The sequence below is a fragment of the Spirosoma arboris genome, from assembly GCF_009754945.1.
GTDB lineage: Bacteria > Bacteroidota > Bacteroidia > Cytophagales > Spirosomataceae > Spirosoma > Spirosoma arboris.
Genome location: NZ_WPIN01000015.1, coordinates 60,094 through 85,204, shown reverse-complemented (window position 1 = coordinate 85,204; position 25,111 = coordinate 60,094). Strand labels below are relative to the sequence as shown.

24 protein-coding genes are annotated in these 25,111 nt (G+C 46.6%); 11 read left to right on the top strand and 13 right to left on the bottom strand.

Features of this window, described 5'->3' with window-relative positions; genetic code table 11:
• Together GO755_RS30005 and lgt are read right to left on the bottom strand one after the other, a co-directional pair.
• Positions 1-2,103, bottom strand: coding sequence for a S9 family peptidase (locus GO755_RS30005; protein WP_157589263.1), 2,103 nt, complete (start codon positions 2,101-2,103; stop codon positions 1-3).
• A gap of 257 nt (positions 2,104-2,360) precedes the next feature.
• Complete coding sequence (lgt, locus tag GO755_RS30000; RefSeq protein WP_157589127.1) at positions 2,361-3,206, bottom strand: prolipoprotein diacylglyceryl transferase; 846 nt, start codon at positions 3,204-3,206, stop codon at positions 2,361-2,363.
• Between the two features lie 166 nt (positions 3,207-3,372).
• Between lgt and yidD the strand changes: the two genes are divergently transcribed.
• Both yidD and GO755_RS29990 read left to right on the top strand, forming a co-directional pair.
• Positions 3,373-3,582: a membrane protein insertion efficiency factor YidD gene (gene yidD / locus GO755_RS29995; RefSeq protein ID WP_157589262.1), complete on the top strand. Its 210-nt coding sequence runs from the start codon at positions 3,373-3,375 to the stop codon at positions 3,580-3,582.
• A gap of 126 nt (positions 3,583-3,708) precedes the next feature.
• On the top strand, positions 3,709-4,083 hold the full coding sequence (locus GO755_RS29990; RefSeq protein WP_157589126.1) for a co-chaperone GroES: 375 nt from the start codon (positions 3,709-3,711) through the stop codon (positions 4,081-4,083).
• 104 nt (positions 4,084-4,187) lie between these two features.
• Here GO755_RS29990 and GO755_RS29985 read toward each other — a convergent pair whose 3' ends face one another.
• From GO755_RS29985 to GO755_RS29965, 5 genes are all read right to left on the bottom strand, one after another.
• Entirely contained in the window at positions 4,188-4,901 is a 714-nt protein-coding gene (locus GO755_RS29985; RefSeq protein ID WP_157589125.1) for a hypothetical protein, read from the bottom strand.
• Positions 4,902-4,959: 58 nt separating this feature from the next.
• Entirely contained in the window at positions 4,960-5,688 is a 729-nt protein-coding gene (locus GO755_RS29980) for a hypothetical protein (RefSeq protein ID WP_157589124.1), read from the bottom strand.
• Positions 5,689-5,697: 9 nt separating this feature from the next.
• Positions 5,698-7,653, bottom strand: coding sequence for a sialate O-acetylesterase (locus tag GO755_RS29975; protein WP_157589123.1), 1,956 nt, complete (start codon positions 7,651-7,653; stop codon positions 5,698-5,700).
• Positions 7,654-7,753: 100 nt separating this feature from the next.
• A complete protein-coding gene (locus tag GO755_RS29970; RefSeq protein ID WP_157589122.1) occupies positions 7,754-8,626 on the bottom strand; it encodes a hypothetical protein in 873 nt (290 codons plus the stop codon).
• Between the two features lie 260 nt (positions 8,627-8,886).
• Positions 8,887-9,408, bottom strand: coding sequence for a DUF2911 domain-containing protein (locus tag GO755_RS29965; RefSeq protein WP_157589121.1), 522 nt, complete (start codon positions 9,406-9,408; stop codon positions 8,887-8,889).
• A 163-nt stretch (positions 9,409-9,571) separates the two neighbouring features.
• Between GO755_RS29965 and GO755_RS29960 the strand changes: the two genes are divergently transcribed.
• Positions 9,572-11,377, top strand: coding sequence for an acyl-CoA dehydrogenase (locus tag GO755_RS29960; RefSeq protein WP_157589120.1), 1,806 nt, complete (start codon positions 9,572-9,574; stop codon positions 11,375-11,377).
• A 7-nt stretch (positions 11,378-11,384) separates the two neighbouring features.
• Here GO755_RS29960 and GO755_RS29955 read toward each other — a convergent pair whose 3' ends face one another.
• From GO755_RS29955 to miaE, 6 genes are all read right to left on the bottom strand, one after another.
• Complete coding sequence (locus tag GO755_RS29955; protein WP_157589119.1) at positions 11,385-11,765, bottom strand: helix-turn-helix domain-containing protein; 381 nt, start codon at positions 11,763-11,765, stop codon at positions 11,385-11,387.
• A 360-nt stretch (positions 11,766-12,125) separates the two neighbouring features.
• Positions 12,126-12,437, bottom strand: coding sequence for a type II toxin-antitoxin system HigB family toxin (locus GO755_RS29950; RefSeq protein WP_227687138.1), 312 nt, complete (start codon positions 12,435-12,437; stop codon positions 12,126-12,128).
• Between the two features lie 100 nt (positions 12,438-12,537).
• Positions 12,538-15,687: a PD-(D/E)XK nuclease family protein gene (locus tag GO755_RS29945; RefSeq protein WP_157589118.1), complete on the bottom strand. Its 3,150-nt coding sequence runs from the start codon at positions 15,685-15,687 to the stop codon at positions 12,538-12,540.
• Positions 15,688-15,740: 53 nt separating this feature from the next.
• On the bottom strand, positions 15,741-16,580 hold the full coding sequence (locus tag GO755_RS29940) for a zeta toxin family protein (protein ID WP_157589117.1): 840 nt from the start codon (positions 16,578-16,580) through the stop codon (positions 15,741-15,743).
• A gap of 6 nt (positions 16,581-16,586) precedes the next feature.
• Positions 16,587-16,898, bottom strand: coding sequence for a hypothetical protein (locus GO755_RS29935; protein WP_157589116.1), 312 nt, complete (start codon positions 16,896-16,898; stop codon positions 16,587-16,589).
• 51 nt (positions 16,899-16,949) lie between these two features.
• A complete protein-coding gene (miaE, locus tag GO755_RS29930) occupies positions 16,950-17,546 on the bottom strand; it encodes a tRNA-(ms[2]io[6]A)-hydroxylase (protein ID WP_157589115.1) in 597 nt (198 codons plus the stop codon).
• Positions 17,547-17,676: 130 nt separating this feature from the next.
• Between miaE and msrA the strand changes: the two genes are divergently transcribed.
• The 8 genes from msrA (at position 17,677) to GO755_RS29890 (ending at position 25,078) form a co-directional block, all read left to right on the top strand.
• A complete protein-coding gene (msrA, locus tag GO755_RS29925) occupies positions 17,677-18,348 on the top strand; it encodes a peptide-methionine (S)-S-oxide reductase MsrA (RefSeq protein WP_157589114.1) in 672 nt (223 codons plus the stop codon).
• 216 nt (positions 18,349-18,564) lie between these two features.
• Positions 18,565-19,260: a hypothetical protein gene (locus GO755_RS29920; RefSeq protein WP_157589113.1), complete on the top strand. Its 696-nt coding sequence runs from the start codon at positions 18,565-18,567 to the stop codon at positions 19,258-19,260.
• A gap of 68 nt (positions 19,261-19,328) precedes the next feature.
• On the top strand, positions 19,329-20,342 hold the full coding sequence (locus GO755_RS29915) for a hypothetical protein (protein WP_157589112.1): 1,014 nt from the start codon (positions 19,329-19,331) through the stop codon (positions 20,340-20,342).
• A gap of 132 nt (positions 20,343-20,474) precedes the next feature.
• On the top strand, positions 20,475-21,521 hold the full coding sequence (locus GO755_RS29910; RefSeq protein ID WP_157589111.1) for a hypothetical protein: 1,047 nt from the start codon (positions 20,475-20,477) through the stop codon (positions 21,519-21,521).
• Positions 21,522-21,613: 92 nt separating this feature from the next.
• Positions 21,614-22,117: a hypothetical protein gene (locus tag GO755_RS29905; protein ID WP_157589110.1), complete on the top strand. Its 504-nt coding sequence runs from the start codon at positions 21,614-21,616 to the stop codon at positions 22,115-22,117.
• A gap of 69 nt (positions 22,118-22,186) precedes the next feature.
• Positions 22,187-22,882, top strand: a complete 696-nt coding sequence (locus tag GO755_RS29900) for a hypothetical protein (RefSeq protein ID WP_157589109.1) — start codon at positions 22,187-22,189, stop codon at positions 22,880-22,882.
• Positions 22,869-24,518, top strand: a complete 1,650-nt coding sequence (locus tag GO755_RS29895; protein WP_227687137.1) for a S8 family peptidase — start codon at positions 22,869-22,871, stop codon at positions 24,516-24,518. The genes GO755_RS29900 and GO755_RS29895 overlap by 14 nt, the downstream gene beginning before the upstream one ends.
• A 41-nt stretch (positions 24,519-24,559) precedes the next feature.
• Positions 24,560-25,078, top strand: coding sequence for an O-acetyl-ADP-ribose deacetylase (locus GO755_RS29890; RefSeq protein ID WP_157589107.1), 519 nt, complete (start codon positions 24,560-24,562; stop codon positions 25,076-25,078).
• The last annotated feature ends 33 nt before the right edge of the window (positions 25,079-25,111 follow it).

The window sequence follows — 25,111 nt, the reverse complement described above, 5'->3', positions numbered from 1 at the left end:
TTAGCGTGGACCAGGTGGGCAGTGTGTACGTAAATAAGTCGTGTAGAGTGTTCTCAGATGCTGTTGTGTTCCTTCACCCTCCGAAATTCCATGCGATCGGTTCGGATAGGGCATCACCTGAAATTGCTTGTTGTATTTCACCAACTCATTGATCAGCAGTTCGGCGTTGTCGTAATGCACGTTATCGTCGCCAGTACCATGAATATAAAGCAAGTTACCCCGTAGATTTTTTGCGTACGTAACGGGCGATCCTGCTACAAAATCTTCCCGGTTTTCCTGAGGCAGTCCCATATAGCGTTCCTGATAAATGTTGTCGTAAAACAACTGATTGCCAACGGCCGCTACCGAAATGCCGGTTTTGTAGATCTCCGGGTACTGAAATAGAAGATGCAAGGTTGTCGATCCTCCCCCACTCCACCCCCAAACGGCGACTCGGCTGGTGTCGATAAAAGCATGCTGGGTAAACAGTTTCTTAGCGGCCATGGCTTGGTCACGAATATTTATCCGGCCAATCTGTCGATAGATTGACTTACGCCAGGCTGCTCCTTTCAGGTTGGGCGTACCTCGGTTATCAAGCGCTACATACAGATAGCCTGCGTTGGCCATATCGCCCTGAAAGAGCCGATTCTGGCCAATGGAGAACACATCATTGACCGTACTGGAAGCCGGTTCTCCATACACATAGAAAACGATCGGGTATTTTTTCGTGCTATCGAAGTTGGTTGGTTTTGCCATCCATCCATCTACTGTAACTCCGTCCTCAGTTGTCACATTAAAGAAACTAACGTTAGATTTTGTAACGGGTTTCATTCGGGAAGCAATACTTTCCGATGCGTTGACTGGCTTATGATCGGGCAAGCTTATCCACTCCTGCACGGATGGAGTCTGGTAATTTGTGAATGTGTGCTGAGCCAACTTCCCATTGGGAGAAATCACATAACTGTGGGACCCGTCCAGTCCAGCAGGTGTTAGCCGCTCTGCTTTGCCTTTACCATCTAATCGGGTGCGATAGAGATACCGCTGGTTCGTATTCTGAGGGGATGCAATAAAGTAAATCTGATTGGTGGCTTCGTCTATATGACTAACCGATTCAATATCATACGAACCGGGGGTCAATAGTGTCTCGCCTTTCCCGTCTATACCCACTCGATAGATATGCCGCCAGCCATCTTTTTCGGAAACCCACACGAAGGCTTTCCCTCCATTGAGCCATTCTCCATCCGGATCATTGCTATTTCGTACCCGAACATCTACCCAAGCCTTGTCGGTTTCGGTATAAATTGGTGTAATCGACTGGGTTCCGGTGTTACAGACAAACAGTTTGCTTTCGTTCTGTTTGCGATTCAATTGCTGCACAAATAGATTTCCGCTGCTGGGTATCCAGTCCATACGGTTCAGGTAATACTGTTGCGGATCACCAGGAATAGCTAACCAGACTGTAGGTCCACCTGTTGCCGAGACAACGCCAATACGGGTTGGCGATGGAGCTTCGCCCACTTTCGGGTACTCGACTGGTATGACGTGTGAATAAACGGAGTCGGTTGTATTCAACATCAGGTAATCACGAATTTTGGTCGCATCTACCTGCCAGTAGGCAATCTGTTTACTATCGGGGCTCCACCGGAATCCATCCCGACAGCCGAACTCTTCTTCATATACCCAGTCGAACGTACCATTGATACGTTTGCGGGTTCCGTCGGTTGTGAGTTGAGTCACCTGACCTGTTGCGACATCTTCGACAAAGAGGTTATGTTCACTGACATAGGCAACGGCGCGTCCGTTAGGCGACAGTTTAGCAAACATCAATGATTGTGCGGGACGTTCTTTCCCAACCTGGCGAACCAGACCCGATGCGCGATTAATCAGGTAATAGTCTCCTCGTGTGTTGTATCGCCAGACACGGGCGGTATTGGTAAAAATCAGGACATTCGCACTATCGGGCGTGAACACAAAGTCTGAAATAGACAGGCGTTGATTATTTCCTGGCGCTCGTAATTTGTCTTGCGGAATTAATACGGTTTTAGTTCCTGTCCGAATATCAGTCAGGGCAAGGTCCCCCTGAGTACCGGTAACGTAGGCATTTCCATCGGCAGTCCAGTGCATTTGCCGACCGGGAACCTGAGCTTCAGCAATGCGAGCGCTCAGAATTACAAAAAGAATAAGCAGGTTTCTGGGCGAAACAAAAAAGGGCGAGTTCACAAATGAAGTGTATTTTAACGGAAGTTATCGTCAAAAATACGGCATTTTCCGGGTTCTCATAATACGCTGGGGCTTCTCGCGATTTCTCTTAACTGGAAAAGCCGATTTCCACAGAAATTCTGCAGGAATCGGCTTTTTCAGGTACGCAAACGAGTCAATTTCTAGGATTCTATCTCCTTCGGTTCGTCTCGTACTGGTATCACCACTGGACTTCGATAACTCCGCACGATGAAGTAAACACCCATTAATACAGCTGGAATACTCAAAAGTTGGCCTACGTTCAGTGGTAGACTATCTTCAAAAGGCACCTGATTTTCTTTCAGGTATTCGTAAAAGAACCGGAGTCCAAATACCCAGATCAGAAAAATACCCAGCATACTGCCACGAGGAGTGAGTTCTTTCCTGCGATTCCAGAACCAAAGCAGAATAAAAAATAGCACTAAGCACGACAGCGATTCATATAATTGAGCTGGGTGACGTGGGATTTTTGCGTATTCGTTATTCTGCATAAATACAAATGCCCAAGGTACATCTGTAGGACGACCAACAATCTCAGAGTTCATCAGATTACCGAACCGAATGCAGGCTCCCGCCAATGCAACCACGATAACAATGCGGTCTGTCACCCACAGGAACGTCTGGTTCGTAAGCCGACTTTCTTTTCGGCGCGAATAAAGCCACAACCCTGTTAGAATGCCAATTGTAGCGCCGTGACTTGCCAATCCTGCAAATGGGGGAGTAATAACGGTTAAAGGATGGTGTAACAGGACATCGGGTTCATAAAAGAGGAAATGACCGATCCGAGCTCCCAGAATTGTTGCGACAACCATGTAAATAAGTAGTGTGTCGGTGTCGGCAACGGGCTTGTCTTCTTTTTTGAAAATGTAGCTCATAATCTGCATTCCAATCAGAAAACCCAGCGCAAACAGCAATCCATACCAACGCACTGAGAACGAGCCAATGTGAAAAATTTCGGGATTAACTTCCCAAATAATGTATTGAAGCATAAAACGAGTTAATACGTTTGAGGTTTCTGGGTCAACTACTCATCTGCAACTTGAAACAGTAAACCGCACCGGCGGCCCGGATGAAATATTGAACTAGATAACGATGATTGGCAAAGATACGTATTGCGGGAAAGTTTTTGGCAGTTTTGCTGTTTATGCGTGTATGATGAAATCAATTCTAATTAGGCTGGTTAAAATTTATCAGGCCATTGTGTCACCTTACTTTCCAAATGCCTGCCGCTATACGCCAACTTGTTCGCAATATACGATTGAAGCAATTGGCAAACATGGTGCTATTCGGGGTGGTTGGATGGGGCTGAAACGAATTAGTCGATGCCATCCCTGGGGTGGTCATGGCTATGATCCCGTACCGTAGCCTGGCCGTTACTCTTTAGCCGATAACGTTTAATCATTCGTGCTTAACGATAATGACATTTTGGCTTAAAAAATAAACTCGCCCGATTTTTGACTGACGACTTCCGACGAATGACTAACAACTACTATGATTGGGATTACTGCCGATAATAAACTCAAACGCCTGATTGTTGTAGGCGACCGAGTATTAATAAAACCTAAAGATCCGACCGACCGTACGTCTAGCGGGCTGTATTTACCACCAACGGTTCAGGAAAAAGAACAGGTTCAGGCTGGTTATGTCATTAAAGTTGGACCAGGCTACCCCATTCCCTCGCCAACGGAAGACGAACCCTGGAAAGAAACCGAAGAGAAAGTAAAATACATGCCACTTCAGGCACAGGAAGGCGATGTTGCACTTTACTTACAGCGCAATGCCATCGACGTTCAATATGAAGGTGAACAATATGTCATTGTTCCACAAGGTTCGATTTTAATGCTGGAACGTCTGGAGGATCTGTAGTCTGAACCGGGATTTTAACAAGATTTAAAAGATTTTCAGAATTATGAGTGCTATTGTATTAATTCTGAAAATCTTTTAAATCTTGTTAAAATCCCGGTTCAGACTTACTGCGTATCCAAAAACCGTAACACACTGGCAAATTCAGCCCAGGATTTGAGTTTGAGCTTTTGATCGGCTACATACTGGTCGATAAGCGTTGCATATTGCGGAAATAAACTGATCAGGGTCTTTTTGCCAGGCGTAACCGACTTCATTTCGCCATCCGATAATTTCACGAAATAGTTCTCAACAGGTGGCTGTACTTTCGGAAGCCAGACATAATATTCTTCCCGTTTTATATATTTCTTCTGCCCATAATCGACGGACATTGCGTCGTTGTTGCTTTTGACATTGGCAAAAATGTATCTCACAAATTTAGTCTTTCGTCCTTCGAAAAGAATCTGATAAAAATCAATAGCAGACCTTGATCCGATAGCGGGGAAACCTTTCTGGAAATGCATGGTATCGGCTGCCAGAATCACGAAGTCAACGACTTGATTAACCGGTGCCACAATTCGATCACCCTGTTTATATTCTATCTCACCAGTCTGCGTATTGTAGCGCAGTTTAGCCGGTACACGTTTGTTACCAACCACCATCCAGCCATTATTCAGCGAATCATTCGGTATATAAGGCGACCCTTCAACACCATGAAAATTGGTAAACGTAGGCGCTGAAATACGAACATTCTGGGCATTGCCATACTCAACCTGAGCCGGGGCATAGGTTGTTGTAAGCACTGTTAACGTAATGAGTGCAGAGTAAAATCGACTATCCATAGTATTTACAGGTATTTTCAAGGGATGGTCTGAACCGCACGGGCCGCCCGTGCGGTTCTTACTGCGTATCCAAAAATCGCAGCACACTGGCAAACTCAGCCCAGGATTTAAGTTTTAGTTTCTGCTCTGACAGATACCGGTCGATCTGACTGGCATATTGTGGAAACAGGCTCGCCAATGACTTTTTACTAGCTACTACCGACTTCATTTCGCCATCCGATAATTTCTCAAAGTAATTCTCTGTGGGCGGTTTTACCGTAGCGATCCAGACATAATGTTCTTCCAGCTTTCGGAATCGTTCCTTACCATAATCATTCTGCATCTGGTCGGTATTCGCTTTAATATCCGAACGAATATGCTTCACCAATTTGGCTTTACGACCGTTATACAGGATCTGATAGAATTCATTGGCTGTCCACGTGCCCGCTGCCGGAAAACCTTTCCGAAAAAGGATCGTATCAGTCGTCATGATAGCAAATTCGGTAACCGGATTGATCGGGGTTACTACTTTATTATCCTGCATATATTCTACTTCACCCGTCTGACTATTGTACCGAAGTTTGGTTGGCGTTCGCTTGTTATTGATCACGAGCCACCCCTGCTGTACTGTATCTGATGGCACATAAGGCGATCCTTCTATATTGGAATAACGTGTTCGCAAAGGGTCATACAGCCGAATAGCCTGGTTTGTATTCGCCCCCGAGGAGGTTATACTTAATTGTGCCTGTGCATAGCCCATTGTCAAAACCAATAGACTAGTCAGGTTGAAGTAGAATCGTTTTTGCATGGTTCCAGGTTACTGTTCACCAAATTTAACAGCTTCAGTGATTCCTTTCCATGTATCGGTACGAAAAGGTACAGCCGGGAAACCCTCCTGATTATATAAATTTACTTCGCCATTATCATCGGCCCATCCATAATGCACCGCTACTGGGCTGCTCACCGAATCGGCGTGAACGATCACGGTATTACCCTGAATATCAGCCTTGGCGTAGTAAAATTTATGGTCTGCACCAGCCACTTCAAATCCTTTCAGATAACCATATTTATCCTTTACCCATAAGCCGCTACCTGTGCTACTAAACGTGAGTATAGCTCGATTACCATCAATGGTCATCTTGTCGAACTGTGGCCCGGCACTAACTCCCGCTTTCTGATAGGCAATTCGCATGGCTTCAGCGGCTAAGCGTTTGCCCACATCCTGCTTGTTTTTCGGGTGAATATCCGATCGCTCACCAATATCAGACGTGACAGCCATACCTGTATTGGGTAATTGCAATGTCATGGTCTGCGCTTCCCGTAGTTCTCCCCACGTACTTCCATGCCGACTATCGCCATTGGACGCATTGAAACTGGCCAATTGAACAAATAGAAACGGGAAATCGTAACCCCAGTGCTTCCGCCAATCCTGAATCATTAGGGGAAACGTTTTCCGATATTGATACGCTCTCCCCGCATTCGACTCACCCTGATACCAGATAGCGCCTTCAATCGCATATGGAATGAGTGGGTTCAGCATGGCATTGAACAATTGCGTAGCATAGGTATTTGGACCTGGTTTATAGGACGAAGCAAAGACATTGGCTACCCGATATTTCCATTGAGCCGACAGCGGAATGTCGATGTTATCGCCTGAAATATGAAATTCAGGCAGTGTTCCCATTAATCCCCCTGCCCCACCTGTATCGACCACACGAATAGCAATAACATTACGGCCTGGTTTCAGCAAGCCTTCAGGCAGCAGATAGTCGCGAGGACCTCCCCCTTTTTTATGCCCCACGAACTGGCCATTTACGAACGTCGAATCCTGATCATCTACAGAGCCAAGGTGGAGGATCATTTTCTGCAACATTTTTCCTTCAGGAATGACCACCTCCTGCCGAAGCCAGACAACTCCATCTAGCGTGGGTAAGCCCCGCCACTCCCAATCACTAGGCATAGTCATTGATTTCCACTGACTATCATTTGCATCAGCTGCCGACCAGGTCCATTCTTCGGTACTTGTGGGCAAACCACCCTGCTGATTCTTCACTAACAGTTGGGTTCGCTCCTGACCGCTTTTGAGTACCTCTTCGTAGGAGCCGGGTAATTTATTGGCAACTACCTTCAGCTCATCATTCTGGTTCATGGCTTCGCGACTTGTCCATGTTTCAGAATGGGTTCCGCCCCACGACGTGTTAATGAGCCCAATCGGTACATTTAATTCCTGCTGGAGCTGCTTGGCAAAGAAATAGCCAACGGCGGTAAAACTGGGGGCTGTTTCGGGCGTGCATACCGCCCAATCGCCTTCGATATCGTCTTTGGGCGTTAGGCTAATGTCTTTTTTGACCAACAATTGTCGGATGTTCGGGTAGTTAGCTATTGGAATTTCAGTTTTAGCATTGGCTGCTGCACGTAGCGGCCATTCCATGTTTGATTGCCCGGAACATATCCAGACTTCGCCCGCCAATACATCATCGAACGTAACTGCGTTTTTCTTGCCTTTCACCAACAGTTGATATGGCCCACCCGCTTCCATTGGATCAAGCGTAACACTCCATTTCCCGCCTTTGTCCGCTTTCGCCGTTTTCATCTGGGCATTCAGCGTTACGGTTACTTTCTCACCAGGATCTGCCCAACCCCAGACGGGTACCGGCTTACGGCGTTGTAACACCATATGCGAGCCAAAAACCTTCGGTACACGTACATCACCAAAAGCTGTTTGAACAGTACTAACACTAAAGAAAAAGAAATACCATATCAATCGATTCATGTGTATTCAGGGGTTTAATGAACAGAAATGCCGTATCCGACACGCACAAAAAAGGCGGCTATCTCAGCCGCCTACTCCCTTAAAATTCTGTCGTGATTTATTAGTTTTTTCCTAGCCGACTTTTACCCTGTAGTTCCAGCACATTCGATTGATGTCGTCGAGTAGCATAGGTGTATCGAAGTGTTAGCCCGTAACTCATTCCAGTACCAGCTCCCTGAAGTTGAGCTTGCTCGGAAGGCATCCGATTGGCCGTATACGTCACATTGGTAGTTACAGCATTGGAAAGTCCCCAGAGTTTACGGGCAGAAATACCCAGATCAATGGCGTTGCTTAATCGAACGTTATACTCCACACCTAATTCGGCCAAAGCAGTCATTTGTGAACTATTGTGTGACTCGCTGGTCAAGTGAAAGTATTCGGGTGTTTCCCATCGGCCCTGATACCGGTAGCCAGCGACAGAAACCCTGTTTTCTTCCTGACTGCTATTGGGTACAGCCCACATGCCACCACTCACCCAAAAGCCTGATCGCAGCCAGGGTTTGCTGGTTGACAACAAAAGTCGCTTGCCCCGTAGGATAAACGCACTTCGGTCATTGGTAGCTCGAAGCGATAAAGGCGGGCTGGTGTTGCTGATCGCCAGTTGGGTATGAATAGGCATTCGGGCGTATCCGCCCTCTACTACCCAGCGCTCACGATATGTCCAGCCGAGCAAAACACCCCAGCCTGGTTTACCAACAAGATCACTTTCAACTAGGCCATTAATAGAGTTATCGAGTTGGGCGCGATCCGTTCTTACGAAACCATCGAGGGCAACATACCAGCGATCGCGAATTTGAGGTCCACCGTAACGGGTCAGCAGTCGATTATATTGCTGGCTCTTTTCAGGCACCCGATAATAGTCCGTAACGCCCTGACCAAAGGCGGGCAATACGGCTAAGCCGAGCAGTACATACAGCAAGTAGCGTTTCATCATCGATTATCGGCTAGGTGTTTCGCAAATAACGCTATAAACGTTTGTTTGTTAACCACTTATAGTGCTTTTTTTCATTAACGGTCGATTAAATTATCACACAGTCAGTTAGCCCACTATTTTTGCTCGAGTTCGCAAACAAAATCGATTATTTTCAAGCAGAAAAAGGCGATTATAAAACAGAAACGCCCAACCAAAAGGCCAGGCGTTTTTGTTTTATTGACTCAGCAAATTTAATACCTATCTATACTGAGAACCTCTTATCAACCGTGTTTCATCACGGGCACCGAAATGGTCATATTATCCCAGGAAATGGCAATGCTGCTATTGGCAGGCGTAATTGTCAACTTTTCGATGGGCGTTTTATTCATCGAAACCGGCACTTTGATTGTAGCCACATCAGTACCTTTAATTTTCTCGTAGTCATAAGCACCCCATTGGCCCAGCGTGCTGTTCAGAATAACACTCCACTCTTTTTCGCCCGGAATTGTAAACAAGGTATATGTTCCGGCTTTCACCATTTTATCGCCGAACATAACGTCGCTTTTGAAGGTCACTTCAGTGGCTTCATTAGCGCCTGTACGCCAGACTTTTCCATATTTCTCCAGGCTACTTGAGCCATCTGCACCAAATATAACCCGACCTTTTTTGGAAGGCTGCCCATAAACGACTTTGATATTTTTATCCGGACTTTCAGCCGTTATTTTCGGGCTCGCTGGTGGTTGCGCCTGTACTAGCGATACCATCGTTAGGCAGAGAACGAATACTGCAATAAGGTTTTTCATGTTTGACAATTAATTTGTTTGATCACCGTATACTAAACGGCGTAAAGTAAACGATAGTTTTTTGATAGCGGTGCAAATAGTGGGCCAAAGGTGGTATTTTTAGGCCTGTATCTATCCCACTAAGTTACGTAAACATACCTTTTCTCTAACCCGAACGCCCAACATGGCAACGACCTATTTCAGCAAACGAAATCTGCACTTTCTACTTCACGAAGTTTTCAAGGCCGAAGAGCTAACAAAATATGAGTACTTCAGTGCCCACGACCGCGAGACATTTAACCTTGTGCTCGACTCGGCGACTTACATTGCCGATACCCTCATGCACCCGCACTTAAAGGAAGTCGATAGGAATCAACCTGAACTCAAGAACGGTCAGGTTACTGTCCATCCGAAGATAAAAGAATATCTGAAAGCAATGGGCGAAGCAGGCCTGATTGGAGCGGGCTTTTCTTTTGACAATGGAGGCCAGCAACTACCCAAAATGATCAATTCGTGCGTTAGCTTTATTCTTATGGCAGCCAACAATGGTATGATGTACACGGGACTTACATCGGGGGCAGCTCACCTGATTACGTCTTTCGGTACACCCGAATTGAGCGAAGCCTACGTACCCAATCTGTTGACCGGCATCTGGCAGGGAACGATGGCCCTGACAGAGCCTCAGGCAGGTTCGTCACTCTCAGATGTTACGACGTCGGCTACCCCTCAGCCCGACGGTAGTTATAAAATTAAAGGGCAGAAAGTATTTATCTCGGCGGGTGACCACGATGCAGCAGAGAACATTATTCACCTGATGCTAGCCCGAATTGATGGCGCTCCGAAGGGTACGAAGGGTATTTCGTTATTTGTAGTACCCAAATATCGTCCGGATGGTCAGGATAACTTTGTCGATAATGACGTTACCTCAACGGGTGTGTACCATAAGATGGGGCAAAAAGGGGTTCCGACTATGCACTTAACTATGGGTTCTAATGACAACACCATTGGGTACCTCGTTGGGCAACCGCATCAGGGTTTACCCTATATGTTCCAGATGATGAACGAGGCCCGAATTGGGGTTGGTATGACAGCCACTGCTATTGCTACAGCAGCTTATTACGCAGCGCTGGAATATGCCAGGGAGCGTCCACAAAGCCGACGATTAAATCAGAAAAATCTACTGGACTCTCCCCAGACACCGATTATCAATCACCCCGACGTCCGGCGTATGCTATTGTTTCAGAAAGCGGTCACTGAGGGCTCTTTATCGTTACTCCTCGAAGCGGCTCGTCTCTACGATATCAGTGAGGTAGCCGAAGGGGAGGAAAAAGAAAACGCGTTCCTGTTGCTCGATTTACTAATGCCCGTGGCCAAATCGTACCCCTCCGAAATGGGCGTTCAATCGGTAAGTCAGAGCGTTCAGACATTTGGGGGTTATGGGTTCACGGAAGATTTTCCAGTCGAGCAGTTGTATCGCGACATACGTATCACCCCGATTTACGAAGGTACAACGGGTATTCAGGCACAGGACTTATTGGGCCGCAAGATGACCATGAAAGGAGGTAAGGCTCCAAAATTGCTGTTTGCCGAAATTGGAAAAACCATTGCAGACGCCAGCACACACGATGATCTGAAACCCTATGCCGATCAGCTCACCGCCGAGCTTAAACGTATACAGGAGGTGATGTCCAGCCTGATGCCCTACGTACAACAAGGAGACATTGAACGGTACTTATCTGACGCTACGCTTTTCCTGGAACTATTTGGTGTTGTCATCATAGCCTGGCAGTGGCTCAAGCAGGCTGTTGTAGCTAAGCAAGCCTTGCTGACCCAAAATCCAGAAGGTGATGAACTAGCTTTCTATGAAGGCAAAATTCACACGATGAAGTTTTTCTTCCACTACGAAGTTCCGAAAACGCTGGGTCTGGCAGTACGTCTAAAAGATACCGAAGTGCTTACAATTGTGACGGAGAAGGAATTGGCGTTGTAAAAAGAGATTAGGCGATTGCGAGTAAAATATCAGCAGGTATATCTAAACGAGCAGATATGGCTTTAACCTGCCGGATAGAAAGTGGTCGTTTTTGATGAAGCAGCTCTGATAGGCGGCTTTTGCCGCCTACCAGTTCCGCCATTTCTACTGTCGTTACACCCAGTTCTTCCATCTGGTATTTAATGGCTTCAATTGGGTCTAAATTCTCTATAGGAAATTCCCGGTGTTCGTAATCATGAACTAAAATGCTGATCAATTCTAGTAAGTCCATTTCAGGAGTACCTGATTCAGCATCAATCAATGTTTCGATCAACGCAATTGCTTCGTTGTATTGCTGCTCCGTTTTGATAGGGCGAGCAATATAGTTCATTGGTGCTATAGCTTCCATGTGTCTGTTATACTCAGTTCAAACAATCGGCATTTCCAATATTCATTTCAATTCCTCACAGGTACGATTGGAAGACCCACAATTACTTCAACACGACTATTCAGCGGTGAATTCCAATTCCTCATTGATACGATTATAAGCTGTGCCAATGCAAAGGATTTACGTTTATATCCTCAATTCCTCACTGGTATGGTTAGGTCGACTTAAATTTCGGCGACAAAATGGGCCGTTTATAATGTAAATCTCTCACAGATAGCATTGTTTAAAGTTTCCTATCTGGTACAGAATCTACTTTGTGCGCTTTCAATTCCTCACAGGTACGATTAGAACTGATTTAATTCATCAACTACTTATACAGTCCTAAATAGCGCTCGCATCGTTGATTTTGTCATACTCTTTATGCGTATCGATAAAACGAATATAACATGTCTGAATTTCGTATTGAAACTTAACGATAAGCCTATAATCGTTACGACGAATATTAAAAACAATCCGGTTATTACCTACCGTATCAGCACCAGGGAAGCTCCCGATAACCTCATTCGAATTTGACCAACGTCGACTTGTTATCTTTTTGTACCATAACTGTAATCCTACTTTTGCATTGGGCTCCCGTTCCCAATATTCCCTCAATGTTTTTATTTTAATCACTCGCATAAAACTCTTCTTCATGTGCAATGATTTTACATTGATGGCTATAAGGAACTTAATCGGTTACCGATTTGGTAACCGGAGATTAACATTACAAGGTTCCCAATTTGGTAAAATTAATTTACCGCCCGCAAATCCCTTTAAAATCGCAGTATTGGCAGGTTTCTAGTTTATCCGTCTTCTTAAACGGTTCAGCTACGTCAAGTAGTTGGCGAATTAGTTGCCGCAACAACTCTTCTGAGTCTTTAATGTATTGATCTGGATCATCGTTGGTATCAAACCGAACGGGGTTTGTTTTGAATCCGCCATTGATATCACGAAATGAGTAGAAACCCGCTTCGACAGGCAAGCCTTTAGCCGGAAAAATATCTCGTTTACCTTTATCACGAGGTAGACCACCATATTCACTAATATTCTTGAGAGCCAAGTAGCGATAAAGCCACAACTGTCTCATTTTTTCTTCTGCACCGTCTTTCAGCAATTTTTCGGTCAAATCAGCAGGTGTTTTTTCGGGTAGTTTAACACTGCCCGTTTTGTAGTCCACAATCCGAATTTGATCTCCGAACTTTTCGATGCGGTCCACTTTACCAGCAATACGTACATTTATTTCCTGACCGCCATCCAGAGCCACCTTCAAATAGGTTTCGAGGGTTTGCTCCGTACCAATAACTGTCAATCCAGCCAATTTGCCTTGTTCCCGCTGAAAATCGAGCATGAGTTTCTGGGCAAGTTCGTATAGCAGCAGGTTCATACCTGACTCAATTACCCGCCCTTTCATTGACTTTGCGAACTCTTCCTCCAAGAGGTTCTTGATAATCAACTCATCAATTGGTCGTTCCAGCAAGCGATACTCTTTATCCAATCGTTCCAGAACCATGTGGAGCCAACTCCCGAATTCGGCAGCGCCCATTTTCTCTTCAATGTCTTCCTCTTCACTGATATTCACGATTCGGCTGAAATAGAAGCGCATGGAACAACTCACGAACTGATTAAGATAGGATGGATATAACCCTCGTGTCGTTAATGTTTTGATCAATTCGGTGCGAATGGCATCGGTTTTGGGTACTCGCAAATCTGTCAGATCCGCTACAGTATTGGCACCCTTTCGGCCAAAGCGAACAGTCGGGTGACTAATTCGGATGAGTCCTTTCGAACGGGGAACCAGTTCATGCTCAATCTGCCGAATGAATCGACTTTGTTCACCTTTACTATTTCCATACGCATCGGTCGAAGTGGTGTGTAGGAGCACAATCTCGTTTGCCCGTTGCAGTAGTCGGTAAAAGTGATAGGCCATCACAGCTTCCTGCTCCCGATAAGTGGGCAAGTGTAATTCGGCCGCAATATCGAAGGGAATCAACGAGTTCAATTTCCTCGATTGCGGCAAAATCCCTTCGTTAACCGATAGAATAATAACTCGATCGAAGTCCAAAGCCCGCGTTTCGAGCATCCCCATTATTTGCAACTGGCTCTTTCCTTCACTCGTAAACGGGATGCTCGTTTGCCGAATTAATTCATACAAAAACTGCCGAAAACTTCGCACCGTAACGGCTACGGGTTCGGAGCTTAGAGGTGGAGGAATGAAGTTAAAGTTTATACTTAGCTGCTCCTTGTTCCCAGTTCTGCGCCCCCTGCTCCGTATAGTCTGTTCCGCGCTCCTTGTTCCCTGCTGAGTACTCTCTTCCTGCCGTTCCAGCGTCGCTTCGAGTTGTTTGAGGAGCGTAAAAAAAAGATAGAGGTATTCTATTTCGATTGCGTCCTGGCTAACCCGGTATACATCGCGCAATAACTCAATTAATTCGTAGAAAACGCGAATGGCTTTCATTGGGGCATCATTGGGCCAACGGGCAAACAAAACCCGAACAAGCGGATCATCCTGCCCCAACTCCCGCATTTCTTTTTCGGTCAGATAAACGCGTTGATCTTTTACAATGACCTTTGCAATCCATTGAAACAAAGGTTCTGGTGGCAAAACGTCGCCCGATTCCAGCGCTTCACCCGGCCACATAAGGCCCCGAATTCGCTCGTATTGTTTTACAAACGGATGATTCAGGACCTTTACCACATGCCGGTGATGGTATTTAGGAATCCGCAGGTCACGGCCATCCTTCGTCCGAAATTCGTGTACCGTTCGCTGCATCTCAAACAACGTATCGACCAGCGTAAACAACAGCGACGACCGTAGTGACAAGCCCATCGTAACGTTCAGATCGGTCACGTTTTCGTCGAGAGCGTACAAGACCGGTATGAGCAAGGTTTCGTCGGCCAGAACGATAGCGGTCTTAGGCATAGAGCGAGGGGCATGGGGCGCGGAGTTCGAAGTCTGATCATCCATAACTCCTGCTCCCCGCTCCGTGCTCCCTGCCCTCTGCCAATCACTATAAATTTTCCCAGCCACTTTGGCCTGCATACTGGCATTCGGTACGCCTACGACGCGAATATTTTTCTCCGTACCAAGCAGATTATTCGACAGTTGAGCAAGGTCTTCCTGATTCTGTTTCGAGAAAAACCAGCCATTGTCGCGGTATCTGCGCAGAAATTCACCGGCTTCCTGTCCCCAATCGCGGATGTAATATTGGTCTGCATCCCAGATAAGTTCCGCTTTCTGAGCATCGACCAACACTCGAATAATATGCTCTTCGGCCCGGCTGAGGGCGTTGAAACCTACAAAATACACGCGCTCATAAGCCAGATTATCCCGAATCAAGGTTTCGACATTCTGGGCCAGTAACCGGTAGGCCATACCTCGATACGCTAATCGCTCTTCGGTTAGGCGTTTGTGCAGGGCATTGTAAGCCGTATGTAAGTTTTCGAAAAGTTTGAAATAGCGACTCGTTCCAGGTGTTTCGACAATTGGCTGCGCCGATGAAGGTCTGTCGACCTGCCAGCGTTCGAGCGCTTTGGCCGCCGTTAGATAGCTAAAGAGTTCGGTTGGGCTAACGAGGTATTGGTCAATGCGGTCGAAGTCGGCTAGTAGCACCGACGCCCAGCCAATAAACTGCTCAAACTCGACTTGGGGATCAATTTCCTTGAAAACATCGTAGAGTTCGAATAGTAAACTGACAGAATCAATCAGCTGTACACCAGCGGCCTGCGTAATAAAATCATCAACGGCCAGTGCATGGGGGGCTAAAAAAGGGCGATCAGAAAGCGCGGCCAGCTCGTCCAGAAACACTGACACCGCCCGACGTGTAGGCAGAATCACCCAAACATCGCTCAGACTAGGGCCGTGCTGGTCAAAAATTCGTTGAGCCGTTTGTTGAAGAAAAGTCATTAGCCGGTGAGTATAGAATCGAACAGTAAAGATAACCCAACCGTCGGCGACAGTTATCTGAACAGACGGATAAATTCCTTAATGTGGTTAAGGTACACCCTATCGGTTTCGCCACGATTTTGCGCTAATTCACTGAGGGCAAGCCATTGATTCTGATAAAATATCGTATCGAAAATAGGCTGGCGGAGATAGTCAAATTCAGAAGAGAAATCAATTGATTTACTATTGGTGTTTGTTCGCTCTAGGCCAATTTCCAACTGCCCACCTGCCTTACGTGTGTAGATAACGATGCGATTAAACAACTTGTCCTGGTCCGCTTTAGCAAGGTTAAGTGGAATTTGCCGGTACGCTTCGTCGTGTATATCAATGGGCGAAAAGCGACCGACACCGGTACGTTGCTTATCGCTTTCAAACCGCTGGAATACACCCAGCAAACTATCCTGACGATGCACGGCCAACGCATGGGCTTCGCACAGGAAACCAGCCTGTTTAATTTCCCTAGCTGTCCGTTCAATGACGGCATAAGTGCGCATCGTACCTTCGATAATAAAATTACAGCGTAATCGAAGGCATTCGGCTTTAACATATTCGACTAATGCGTTGGAGAAAGGTTGCGTGTATTTGGGAGCATTCTGCCCGTATTCTTCATCTATTTCCTGCGCACGAGGATGATATTGACGATACTCGTCACCATTGATTTCGATGAACTTATGCTCAGAATTAGCTTTCTGTACGTAGTCAAATAGTCTTGTTTTGCCCGATGCTGGCTGACCGCCAAGGAGTATGCCAATAGGCTGTTGATTAATGTAGGTAAGCTTACGTAGGAAGTACTTTTGATTTAGTCGCCTTTTAGCTCTTTCTAATTCTTTGTCAGAAAACTCGTGCAATTCCATGCTGGGTTATATAAACGACTTAAGGGTTTTCAACCGACCCTTAATATAAGGAGCATATTGCGTGTTCACTTTTTCTAGTAACTCGGGCGTATTTTCTCTCCTATAGATTTGGCTGATTTCGTCTTGCAATAACATTATACGCTGATTATGATATTGATAGTCTGCATTAGCTTGAACTTCTGGGCTATCTTCATCAAAACCAACGCTTTCAAAAGCATCCAACACATTGATAAGCAATCTATTCTGATCCGCAATCATCTTGCCGATAATCTCAATCGCAACATCATCTTTAATCCAGGGCAATACGTGCATCTCCATAATGCTGTTCGGTTTCTTTACTAACCAAATGTAACGAAAAAAGTAGACAACTTAATGCATCCGGTCACTCCGAACCTCCAGATTGGCCATGATGTCGGCTTCAATAACCAGAAAATCTTTCCAACGCTCCCGAACCTGTTTGGCAGGCAAGTATGTTTCGGCCAGTTCGATGAACGTTCGGTAGTGACCTGCTTCCGAAATCATCAGCTCGCGGTAGAATTTCCGTAAGCTTTCGTCGGCGATATGTTCGGAAAGGAGCTTGAATCGCTCGCAACTTCGGGCTTCGACAAGCGCGTTGATGAGTAGATTATCTAACATCTGCCCATGCTGATCGCCACTTGTCCGGCGAATTCGGGAGCGGAGTTGATTGACATACTCATCCTTTCTCTGCCGACCGAGCGGGATATTGCGCTTAGCCAGTTCTTTGAGTACTCGTTGAAAATGTCCCCATTCTTCGGTTACGATTGGCGTTAATACCTCCACCAGTCTTACTTTTTCGGTGTACATAACAATGAGCGAGATGCATGACGAAGCAGCTTTCTGTTCGCACCAGGCATGGTCGATCAGGATTTCACCGATATTCATTTCGGCAATATTGACCCAGCGTGGGTCGGTCGGCAATTCAAGTCCTAAAGTTGTGAGCGACATATAAATAGTGCCTTATTCCCTCGCGATTGAGCAGGTAATACGACTAAATACAAAGTTAACTATTGGCTGCATATTGCGCTACGTAACATCCTGCGCCCGTTTTGTGTTGTTCGACTATAGTTGTTCTTCTATGAAATCGTTTGTCCCCGCCTTTTTTCTGTTTCTTTCTATTTGGCTGTTTTTTGGCTGCAACCAACAACCAGATGAAAAAACGAACACGGTCATCGACATCAATCCGGCGAAGCTACCAACCCTACGTCCCGGCGAAGCGGTGGCTACCGTAGCGGGAGGTTGTTTCTGGGCTGTGCAGGAAGAAATGAAATCGTTGAAAGGGGTTCGGGAAGCCGTTTCGGGTTACGCTGGTGGTGATTTGGAATACCCAACTTATGAACAGGTCGGGACAGACCAGACGGGACATGCCGAAACCGTACAGGTTTACTACAACCCCAAGGTGATTTCCTATGATGTTTTGCTCGATGCTTTCTTTGCTGGACATGATGCAACCCAACTGAACCGACAAGGGCCTGATATCGGTAAACACTACCGCTCAGCGATATTCTATCGAACGCCCGACGAGAAAGCTCGCATTGAAACGGCCATTCGTCGCGAAAATGCATCAGGCCATCACAAAGTCCCGGTTGTAACCCAGGTGGAGTCATTCAAGGTATTCTATCCCGCCGAAGTTTATCATCAAGATTACTACCGACACAATTTGCATACTAACTTATATCTTCAGCTCGTCTCAAAAGCCAAAGTGGAAAAATTTCGAGAAGAGATGGAAGGGAGGTTGAAGGAGGATTGATTGTTCCTGGTTTCAGGTTTCAGGTTTCAAGTTCAGTAGCGCCACTAACCTGAAACATTGAACCTGAAACAATCAGTTTTACATTCGGCCCGCCCTGCAACAATTTGTCAAGTCCCGCAACCGTTCGGCCAAATCTGATATTGTTGGATTGACTCGAACCTCGTAACATTGTTCAGTATTTCACGCACGGGTATCGCCCGCAACTGACAGACAACTATGCCAGAACCTGATAAGTCAATTGGTCGTAAAATCCTGAGTTTCTTTGTCAAAGAGGAAGAACCAGGAGTCGCTACCGGTACGCAGCCAGCTCAAAAATCGGCAGCTCCGCGTCCGGTTGCCAACACACCGAATCCGGGTCCAGCGCCCGCAATACCTACCGCAACTTCGGGGTCAATTGATTCAAAATTTGCGGAGCATTTTGCAACTGTGCTGGCCCAGAACAACCCGCCGGGCCCCGATTATTTTGAATTCCGCGAAACGTTGCGGAGTCTGACCAATCTCGGCCTGCCCGAAGACAAACAGTATCAGGCGGCTTGGGCGAGCTTTAAAGCACTCGGCGGCAGTGCGGACATGGCAGCTTTGACCAACACTGCGAATCAGTATATTGCAGCGCTGAACAAAGACCGGGATGCCTTTGGTAAAAGTGTCGAAGCCGCATTGGCCGAGCGGGTTGGGGGTTTACAGAACGAGCAAAAACGGCTGCAAACCGAAAACGAAGCACTCACAAAACAATTGGCGGAAATTCAGAAGCAGATCGACGCCAATACGAATCGGTTGTCGGCCATTGGCGGTGAAGTCAATGAGCAAAGTGCCAAAATCACGCAGAATAAACAGAACTACGATACCACGTTCGTGCACTTTACTGACCAGATCAAAGGCGATATCGCCAAAATAGGTCAGTACTTGAAATAAGTTCAAGGTTACAAGTTCTAATCGCATTAGCTAACCTGAAACATTGAACCAAACTTTAAACTAAACCAATGGCAACACCTGATTTTTCTCAACTTGGCGGCAATACGGACGTAGAGAAGCGTTCGTTCTGGAGCCGCCCCGAAGGTATTCTGGGCATGATTACGCTGGCTGGCGTAGCTGGTTTTGGCCTGGTCTATTTCAACCGAATTATCGAATTCCTGATTCGGGCCACCTCGAACATCCTCGAACTGGCTCTGCTGCTGGGAGCGCTGGGTGTACTGATTTTTCTGTTCACCAGCAAAGATGTTCGTACTGCTGTTTTCTTTCTGTTCAAGACGTTGATGCGGAGCATTACGGGAACGGTGATCCAACTGAATCCCATCGCTATCATGAAAATCTATATTCAGGATTTGCGGGAGAAGCGCGAAAAAATGCAGGGGCAAATCAATATCCTGGCTGGGCAGTTAGTGAAGCTGAACAAGAAAATAACGGAGAATAATGAGTCTATCAAACAGAAGTTTGCTGAAGCTAACAAGGCAAACGCGATGAGCGATAAGCCCGGCATGCGCGAAGCCGCTCAGTTGGCCACTATCGAAGGCGCTGGCTTGCAGGAAATGAACGAGAAGCTCTTACCACTCCAGCGGAATATGAAAAACGTACTGGCCTTCATGGAAAAAGTGAACCAGAGCGCCGATTATATTATCAAGGAAACCGAAATTAAAGTCCGGCTCAAAGAGACTGAATACCAGATCGTTAAAGACAGCTCAAATGCGCTCAAGACAGCGGTGAGCATCTTTAAGGGTGATCCCGACAAGAAGTTCTACTTCGATCAGTCGATGGAATACATTCAGGACGATATGAGTATGAAACTCGGTGAGATGAAGCGGGCCATGGACCTGTCGATGGACTTTATTAACGGAGTAGATATCCAGAACGGCATCCTGTCTGACAAAGGCGAGGCTCTACTCGAAGCCTACAACAAAGGCGAGTTCAAGATCGTCCAGTTGGATGCACCCATACAGCCGCTTAACCTCGGGCCCGCTCCACAGAAAGATGCAGGCTATAAGAATTTGCTAGACTAATTTTTAAAGAGCGAAAGCGTGAATGAGCGAAAGAGTAGGCCGCCAAAACGGTACCCGACTAAAGCAAAACCATTTTCACTCTTTCGCTTTCATTCACTCTTTCGCTCATTCACGCTTTCACCTTTTTAACTTATGCAACGCTTAACCGTAGCTGGCCGGCTACTTATCACGGCCCTTATTTTAGCTGGTATTTTCTTCGCATTCCGCTACTTCGGTGGCAACGAAGCGCTGCGCAAACTGGCGCCTAAAGACAAGGAATATACGGAATCGCAAACATTGCCTCGTGCCGATGATAAAACGGCTGAAGCCGAAGTTGAAGAATCAACCGCATCATCATCAGGATCATCGGATGAAGCCAGCAGTAGCCAACCAAGTCCTTCGTTTACATACACCGCGCCAGAACCGCAGAATGGTATTCTTAAAGGCGTGGTTGAGATGGGGGCCAGTGGCTTTAACTCATTCATTGTCCGAATTGATGATCAGAAGCGCTGGAAACTCGAAAAAGCAGAGTTTGGTAACAGCCTCGTTCAGGAAAATATGGCTACCGACGACGACATCAGAGCAGGTCTGAAATCCTACATCGGCAAGATGCTTGACTTTGGTGTGAGTGGCCGTAATATTCAGTTTGTGGTTAGCTCGGGGGCTGTTAAAATTGAAAGCACTCAGAAAATAATCAAAGCCCTAAAGTCACTGAACTACGTGGTGAATACCGTTACGCCCGAGCAGGAAGGTTCACTGGGGCTTCGGGCCGTATTGCCTACTGAATTCTATGATAATTCATTCGTAACAGACATTGGCTCAGGTAATACCAAAATTTCCTGGAAGGAAGGCAGTTTTACAAAGGCACTGGAAACTTACGGAGCGAAATACTTTGAAAATGGTACCAGCGATGACGCCGTTGCCAGTGATGTAAAAGCCAAGGCGAAACAAGTGCCGAGCGATCATCGGAAAACCTGTTTCATTATTGGGGGCGTCCCGTTTGAACTGGCCAAGAGTGTTCGGAAGGGCAAGGAACGTTATACAGTTCTCGATGCACCATCGGCCTATAAACTCGAAAGTGCCAAATCGAAAGCGGGTCTGAACATTTACAAATCGATCGCCGATGCCACTGGCTGCAACCAGTTCGTATTCGATTGGGATGCCAACTTTACGATCGGTTATTTATTGACGCTTAAATAAAATTTGCCGGGAGCAAGGAGCGTGGAGCAGGGAATATGAAGCCCAAAGCTTACTTATCCCTGCTCCACGCTCCTTGCTCCCGGCCATCTCTCATGACCCTCCGCGACGTATTTGCAGCCATTTCAGGGCAGCCTGCTTTATTGTTTCTTCTTCTGGCTTCTGTACCAACAGTAGCTTTTTTAGTAAACCTGTGGTCGGGCGACACAGCGGAAGAGATCATAAAGTGGAAATACGTATATGCCGTTCTGGTTTATCTGGCCTGTATTCCGGGCATTTTTGCAGTTACGCTCAATATTTATCTATTTCTCTTCGAACGGCAGAGTATTTGGGATATGAACCTGGCCTTGCAGGTACTGCCCATTCTAACAATGGTTGGCACCTTGTTCCTGATTCGCCGTAAAATTCCATTTAATTACATTCCTGGTTTCGGAAAACTATCGAGTTTTCTGACACTGATTGCCGCCGTCATGGGTATTTTGTGGTTCATTGACCGAACCCGCATTTATGCCATTACCTACGTTCCCTTCACGTATATTGTTGTCGGATTCATTGCTCTCCTACTGATTATCCGCTTCGCCTGGAGTCGGATTTTTTGAGTCTACCATAGCTCTGTTGTCTTCTACGGCCCAACTCATTATCTTCGGAAATTCGTTTTTCGTTGACTTATGAATTTCTGCCGATCATTTCTTTTTGTGCTAGTTGGCTTATTTCAACTGATAGGTTGCCAATGGAAAACAACTGAACCGGAGACTACAGACCTCAACTATTTCCCTCTCGAAACCGGCCGTTACGTTGTTTATGATGTACAAGAGCGTCAATACACGCTAAATGCAGCACCTCTTCTGCAAACCTACCAACTCAAAGAAGTCGTAGGACAGCCTTATACCGACGTTACAGGCCAAACCGCCTATCGACTAATGCGCTTTCGACGTGTTTCAGATAGTCAACCCTGGCAGACCGACTCCGTCTGGTCGGCCCGTATAGTCAATAACGAAGCCATTCGTACCGAAAACGGTAGGGATTTTGTTCAACTAGTATTTCCGATCAGTAATCAACTAAGCTGGGATGGTAATCGGCGCAATGCATTAGGTTTAGATACCTATACAGCACGCAACGCAGGTCAGTTTTATCGCGTACAGGATAAACAATTCGACCAGATAGTTACCGTTTTGGGAAAGAATGATTCAACACTCATTGCGCAGACTAAACATGTAGCGGTATATGCCCAGCAAGTGGGGTTGATTTATAAGGAGCAGATAAACGTACAGTTTTGCTCATCCTCTCCGGCCTGCATTGGACATAACCAGATAGATTATGGTACTCAACAAGTATATCGCATCCAAGCCTATGGCAATCAATAAAACTGGCTGGTTAGTACTTCTGCTCCTGCTTAGTCAACTTAACGGTTTTAGTCAGGTTACGCGCAAGTATCTGGTACTTCTCCGTGATAAAGCCAATACACCATACAGTGTTAGCAAGCCGGAGCAATTTTTATCCCAACGATCTATTCTGCGTCGACAGAAACAAAACATTGCCGTTCTGGAACGTGACTTGCCCGTTAACCCAACGTATATCACTCAGCTTCAGCAGGCAGGAGCGAAAATATGGTTTCCGTCACGCTGGATGAATGCGGTATTGGTCGAAGCCGACGATGCGACTATTGCTGCTATACAAAAACTAGCCTTTGTCAAGGGACTCGAATTTGGTAGGTCGCTGGCAAACGCCCGCGTGAGTGCTACGGAAGCACCACCAGCAGTATCGTATACGGCTGATAGCTTCGGCAAGTTTGGGACAGTTGATGCACCCCTTAATTATGGAACTTCGCAGGATCAGGTTACGCAACTTGGTGCCGACAAAATGCACCAACAGGGCTATCATGGCGAAGGTATGTTAATTGGGCTTCTGGATGCGGGCTTTCTGAATGCAAACAAAGTCCCTTACCTGAAACCTGTGTTCGATGAAAACAGGGTGCTGGCCACCTATGATTTTGTCAAGAAAGAAACCAGCGTTTACGAAGACGATTCGCACGGTTTATCCTGCCTGTCAACCATTGCGGCCACCGCCGATAATCAACTTTACGGCACTGCTTACAAAGCCTCCTTCATTCTGCTCCGCACCGAAGACGCGAATAGCGAAAAACAAATAGAAGAAGCCAACTGGCTTTTGGGGGCTGAATATGCCGATAGTGCGGGGGTAGATGTCATCAGTTCGTCTTTAGGATATACCCAGTTCGATGATGCATCTACTAACTATACCTACCAAAATATGGATGGTAAAACGGCCCTTTGCAGCCGTGCGGCACAAATTGCCACCGAAACTGGAATGGTGGTTGTAGTAGCTGCGGGCAATGAGGGAAGCAGTTCCTGGCACTACATTTCGGCTCCATCTGATGCCGCATCAGTTCTGGCAGTTGCTGCCGTTACGCAAGCGGGCATACGGGCTTCGTTTAGTTCATTTGGGCCTTCGGCCGATGGACGTGTCAAACCAGATTTAGCAGCGCGAGGTCAGGGTACTGTAATTGGTATACCGAATGGCCTAATTGCAACAGGTAATGGGACGTCGTTTGCGACACCTTTGCTAGCCGGTCTGGCAACGGGATTCTGGCAGTCGCACCCTCGCCTGACAGCAGCCCAGGTAACGGAAGCCCTACGCCGGTCGGGAAGCCAGTTTGGCGCTCCCGATGATCAGTTAGGGTATGGGATTCCGAATTTCGAGCGGGCCTCCACTCTGGCAGATTCGTTTGGACAATTACTCGTTTACCCTAACCCGTTCAGCGATGCCCAATCTTTGGATGTGCAGTGGGGAGAAATAGAGGCTAATGTCCCACTAGATGCAACGCTAATTAACACTGCCGGACGGATTATCTGGCAGAATCGCTATACCTCGCCCGGTTTGGCCGCGTTTGTATTACCCAATCTGAATTTATCGGCTGGCGTGTATTTTATGACCTTAGTCGCCGGCGATAAAAAGCGTACCCTAAAGGTGGTGAAACAGTGAGGAGCGATTAATGGTTTGGGGTATATCGAAAACCGAAACCTATGGCAACAATTCAGGTTATTCAGGGCGATATCACGAAACAGGCTGTCGATGCCATCGTGAATGCGGCTAACACGAGTTTACTTGGTGGCGGGGGTGTCGATGGGGCTATTCATCGAGCTGCCGGGCCGGAGTTGGTTTTTGAGTGCCGCCTATTACACGGCTGTAAAACAGGTGATGCTAAAATCACAAATGGCTACCGATTGCCTGCCAAACACGTCATTCACGCAGTTGGTCCGGTATGGCGGGGTGGGCGTCAGGGCGAAGCGGAGTTATTGGCAAGTTGCTATCGCCGGGCGATGGAAATTGCCTCTGAGAACCAGCTGACGAGCCTTGCCTTTCCAAACATTAGTACAGGAATTTATGGATACCCCAAAGACAAAGCGGCTGATGTGGCAATCACCACAATTCGCCAATGTCTGGAACAGCCAACGTCGGTTGAGACAATCCTTTTTGTGTGCTTCGAGGCCGATAATTTCGCGTTATATGAGCAGAGACTCCACGCGAATGGAATAAGCTAAATCACTAGACAAATGCCTATCAGACGGTGTGTT

What these genes read in the sequence shown, in the direction of transcription:
- lgt (WP_157589127.1), bottom strand. Translation starts at nt 3,206, where the DNA reads ATGCTTCAATACATTATTTGGGAAGTTAATCCCGAAATTTTTCACATT.
- GO755_RS29940 (WP_157589117.1), bottom strand. Translation starts at nt 16,580, where the DNA reads ATGGAATTGCACGAGTTTTCTGACAAAGAATTAGAAAGAGCTAAAAGG.
- GO755_RS29980 (WP_157589124.1), bottom strand. Translation starts at nt 5,688, where the DNA reads ATGCAAAAACGATTCTACTTCAACCTGACTAGTCTATTGGTTTTGACA.
- GO755_RS29960 (WP_157589120.1), top strand. Translation starts at nt 9,572, where the DNA reads ATGGCAACGACCTATTTCAGCAAACGAAATCTGCACTTTCTACTTCAC.
- GO755_RS29945 (WP_157589118.1), bottom strand. Translation starts at nt 15,687, where the DNA reads ATGACTTTTCTTCAACAAACGGCTCAACGAATTTTTGACCAGCACGGC.
- GO755_RS29975 (WP_157589123.1), bottom strand. Translation starts at nt 7,653, where the DNA reads ATGAATCGATTGATATGGTATTTCTTTTTCTTTAGTGTTAGTACTGTT.
- GO755_RS30005 (WP_157589263.1), bottom strand. Translation starts at nt 2,103, where the DNA reads ATGCACTGGACTGCCGATGGAAATGCCTACGTTACCGGTACTCAGGGG.
- GO755_RS29920 (WP_157589113.1), top strand. Translation starts at nt 18,565, where the DNA reads ATGCCAGAACCTGATAAGTCAATTGGTCGTAAAATCCTGAGTTTCTTT.
- msrA (WP_157589114.1), top strand. Translation starts at nt 17,677, where the DNA reads ATGAAATCGTTTGTCCCCGCCTTTTTTCTGTTTCTTTCTATTTGGCTG.
- GO755_RS29955 (WP_157589119.1), bottom strand. Translation starts at nt 11,765, where the DNA reads ATGGAAGCTATAGCACCAATGAACTATATTGCTCGCCCTATCAAAACG.
- GO755_RS29895 (WP_227687137.1), top strand. Translation starts at nt 22,869, where the DNA reads ATGGCAATCAATAAAACTGGCTGGTTAGTACTTCTGCTCCTGCTTAGT.
- GO755_RS29935 (WP_157589116.1), bottom strand. Translation starts at nt 16,898, where the DNA reads ATGGAGATGCACGTATTGCCCTGGATTAAAGATGATGTTGCGATTGAG.
- GO755_RS29950 (WP_227687138.1), bottom strand. Translation starts at nt 12,437, where the DNA reads ATGAAGAAGAGTTTTATGCGAGTGATTAAAATAAAAACATTGAGGGAA.
- yidD (WP_157589262.1), top strand. Translation starts at nt 3,373, where the DNA reads ATGAAATCAATTCTAATTAGGCTGGTTAAAATTTATCAGGCCATTGTG.
- GO755_RS29905 (WP_157589110.1), top strand. Translation starts at nt 21,614, where the DNA reads ATGACCCTCCGCGACGTATTTGCAGCCATTTCAGGGCAGCCTGCTTTA.
- miaE (WP_157589115.1), bottom strand. Translation starts at nt 17,546, where the DNA reads ATGTCGCTCACAACTTTAGGACTTGAATTGCCGACCGACCCACGCTGG.
- GO755_RS29965 (WP_157589121.1), bottom strand. Translation starts at nt 9,408, where the DNA reads ATGAAAAACCTTATTGCAGTATTCGTTCTCTGCCTAACGATGGTATCG.
- GO755_RS29890 (WP_157589107.1), top strand. Translation starts at nt 24,560, where the DNA reads ATGGCAACAATTCAGGTTATTCAGGGCGATATCACGAAACAGGCTGTC.
- GO755_RS29900 (WP_157589109.1), top strand. Translation starts at nt 22,187, where the DNA reads ATGAATTTCTGCCGATCATTTCTTTTTGTGCTAGTTGGCTTATTTCAA.
- GO755_RS29985 (WP_157589125.1), bottom strand. Translation starts at nt 4,901, where the DNA reads ATGGATAGTCGATTTTACTCTGCACTCATTACGTTAACAGTGCTTACA.
- GO755_RS29910 (WP_157589111.1), top strand. Translation starts at nt 20,475, where the DNA reads ATGCAACGCTTAACCGTAGCTGGCCGGCTACTTATCACGGCCCTTATT.
- GO755_RS29970 (WP_157589122.1), bottom strand. Translation starts at nt 8,626, where the DNA reads ATGATGAAACGCTACTTGCTGTATGTACTGCTCGGCTTAGCCGTATTG.
- GO755_RS29915 (WP_157589112.1), top strand. Translation starts at nt 19,329, where the DNA reads ATGGCAACACCTGATTTTTCTCAACTTGGCGGCAATACGGACGTAGAG.
- GO755_RS29990 (WP_157589126.1), top strand. Translation starts at nt 3,709, where the DNA reads ATGATTGGGATTACTGCCGATAATAAACTCAAACGCCTGATTGTTGTA.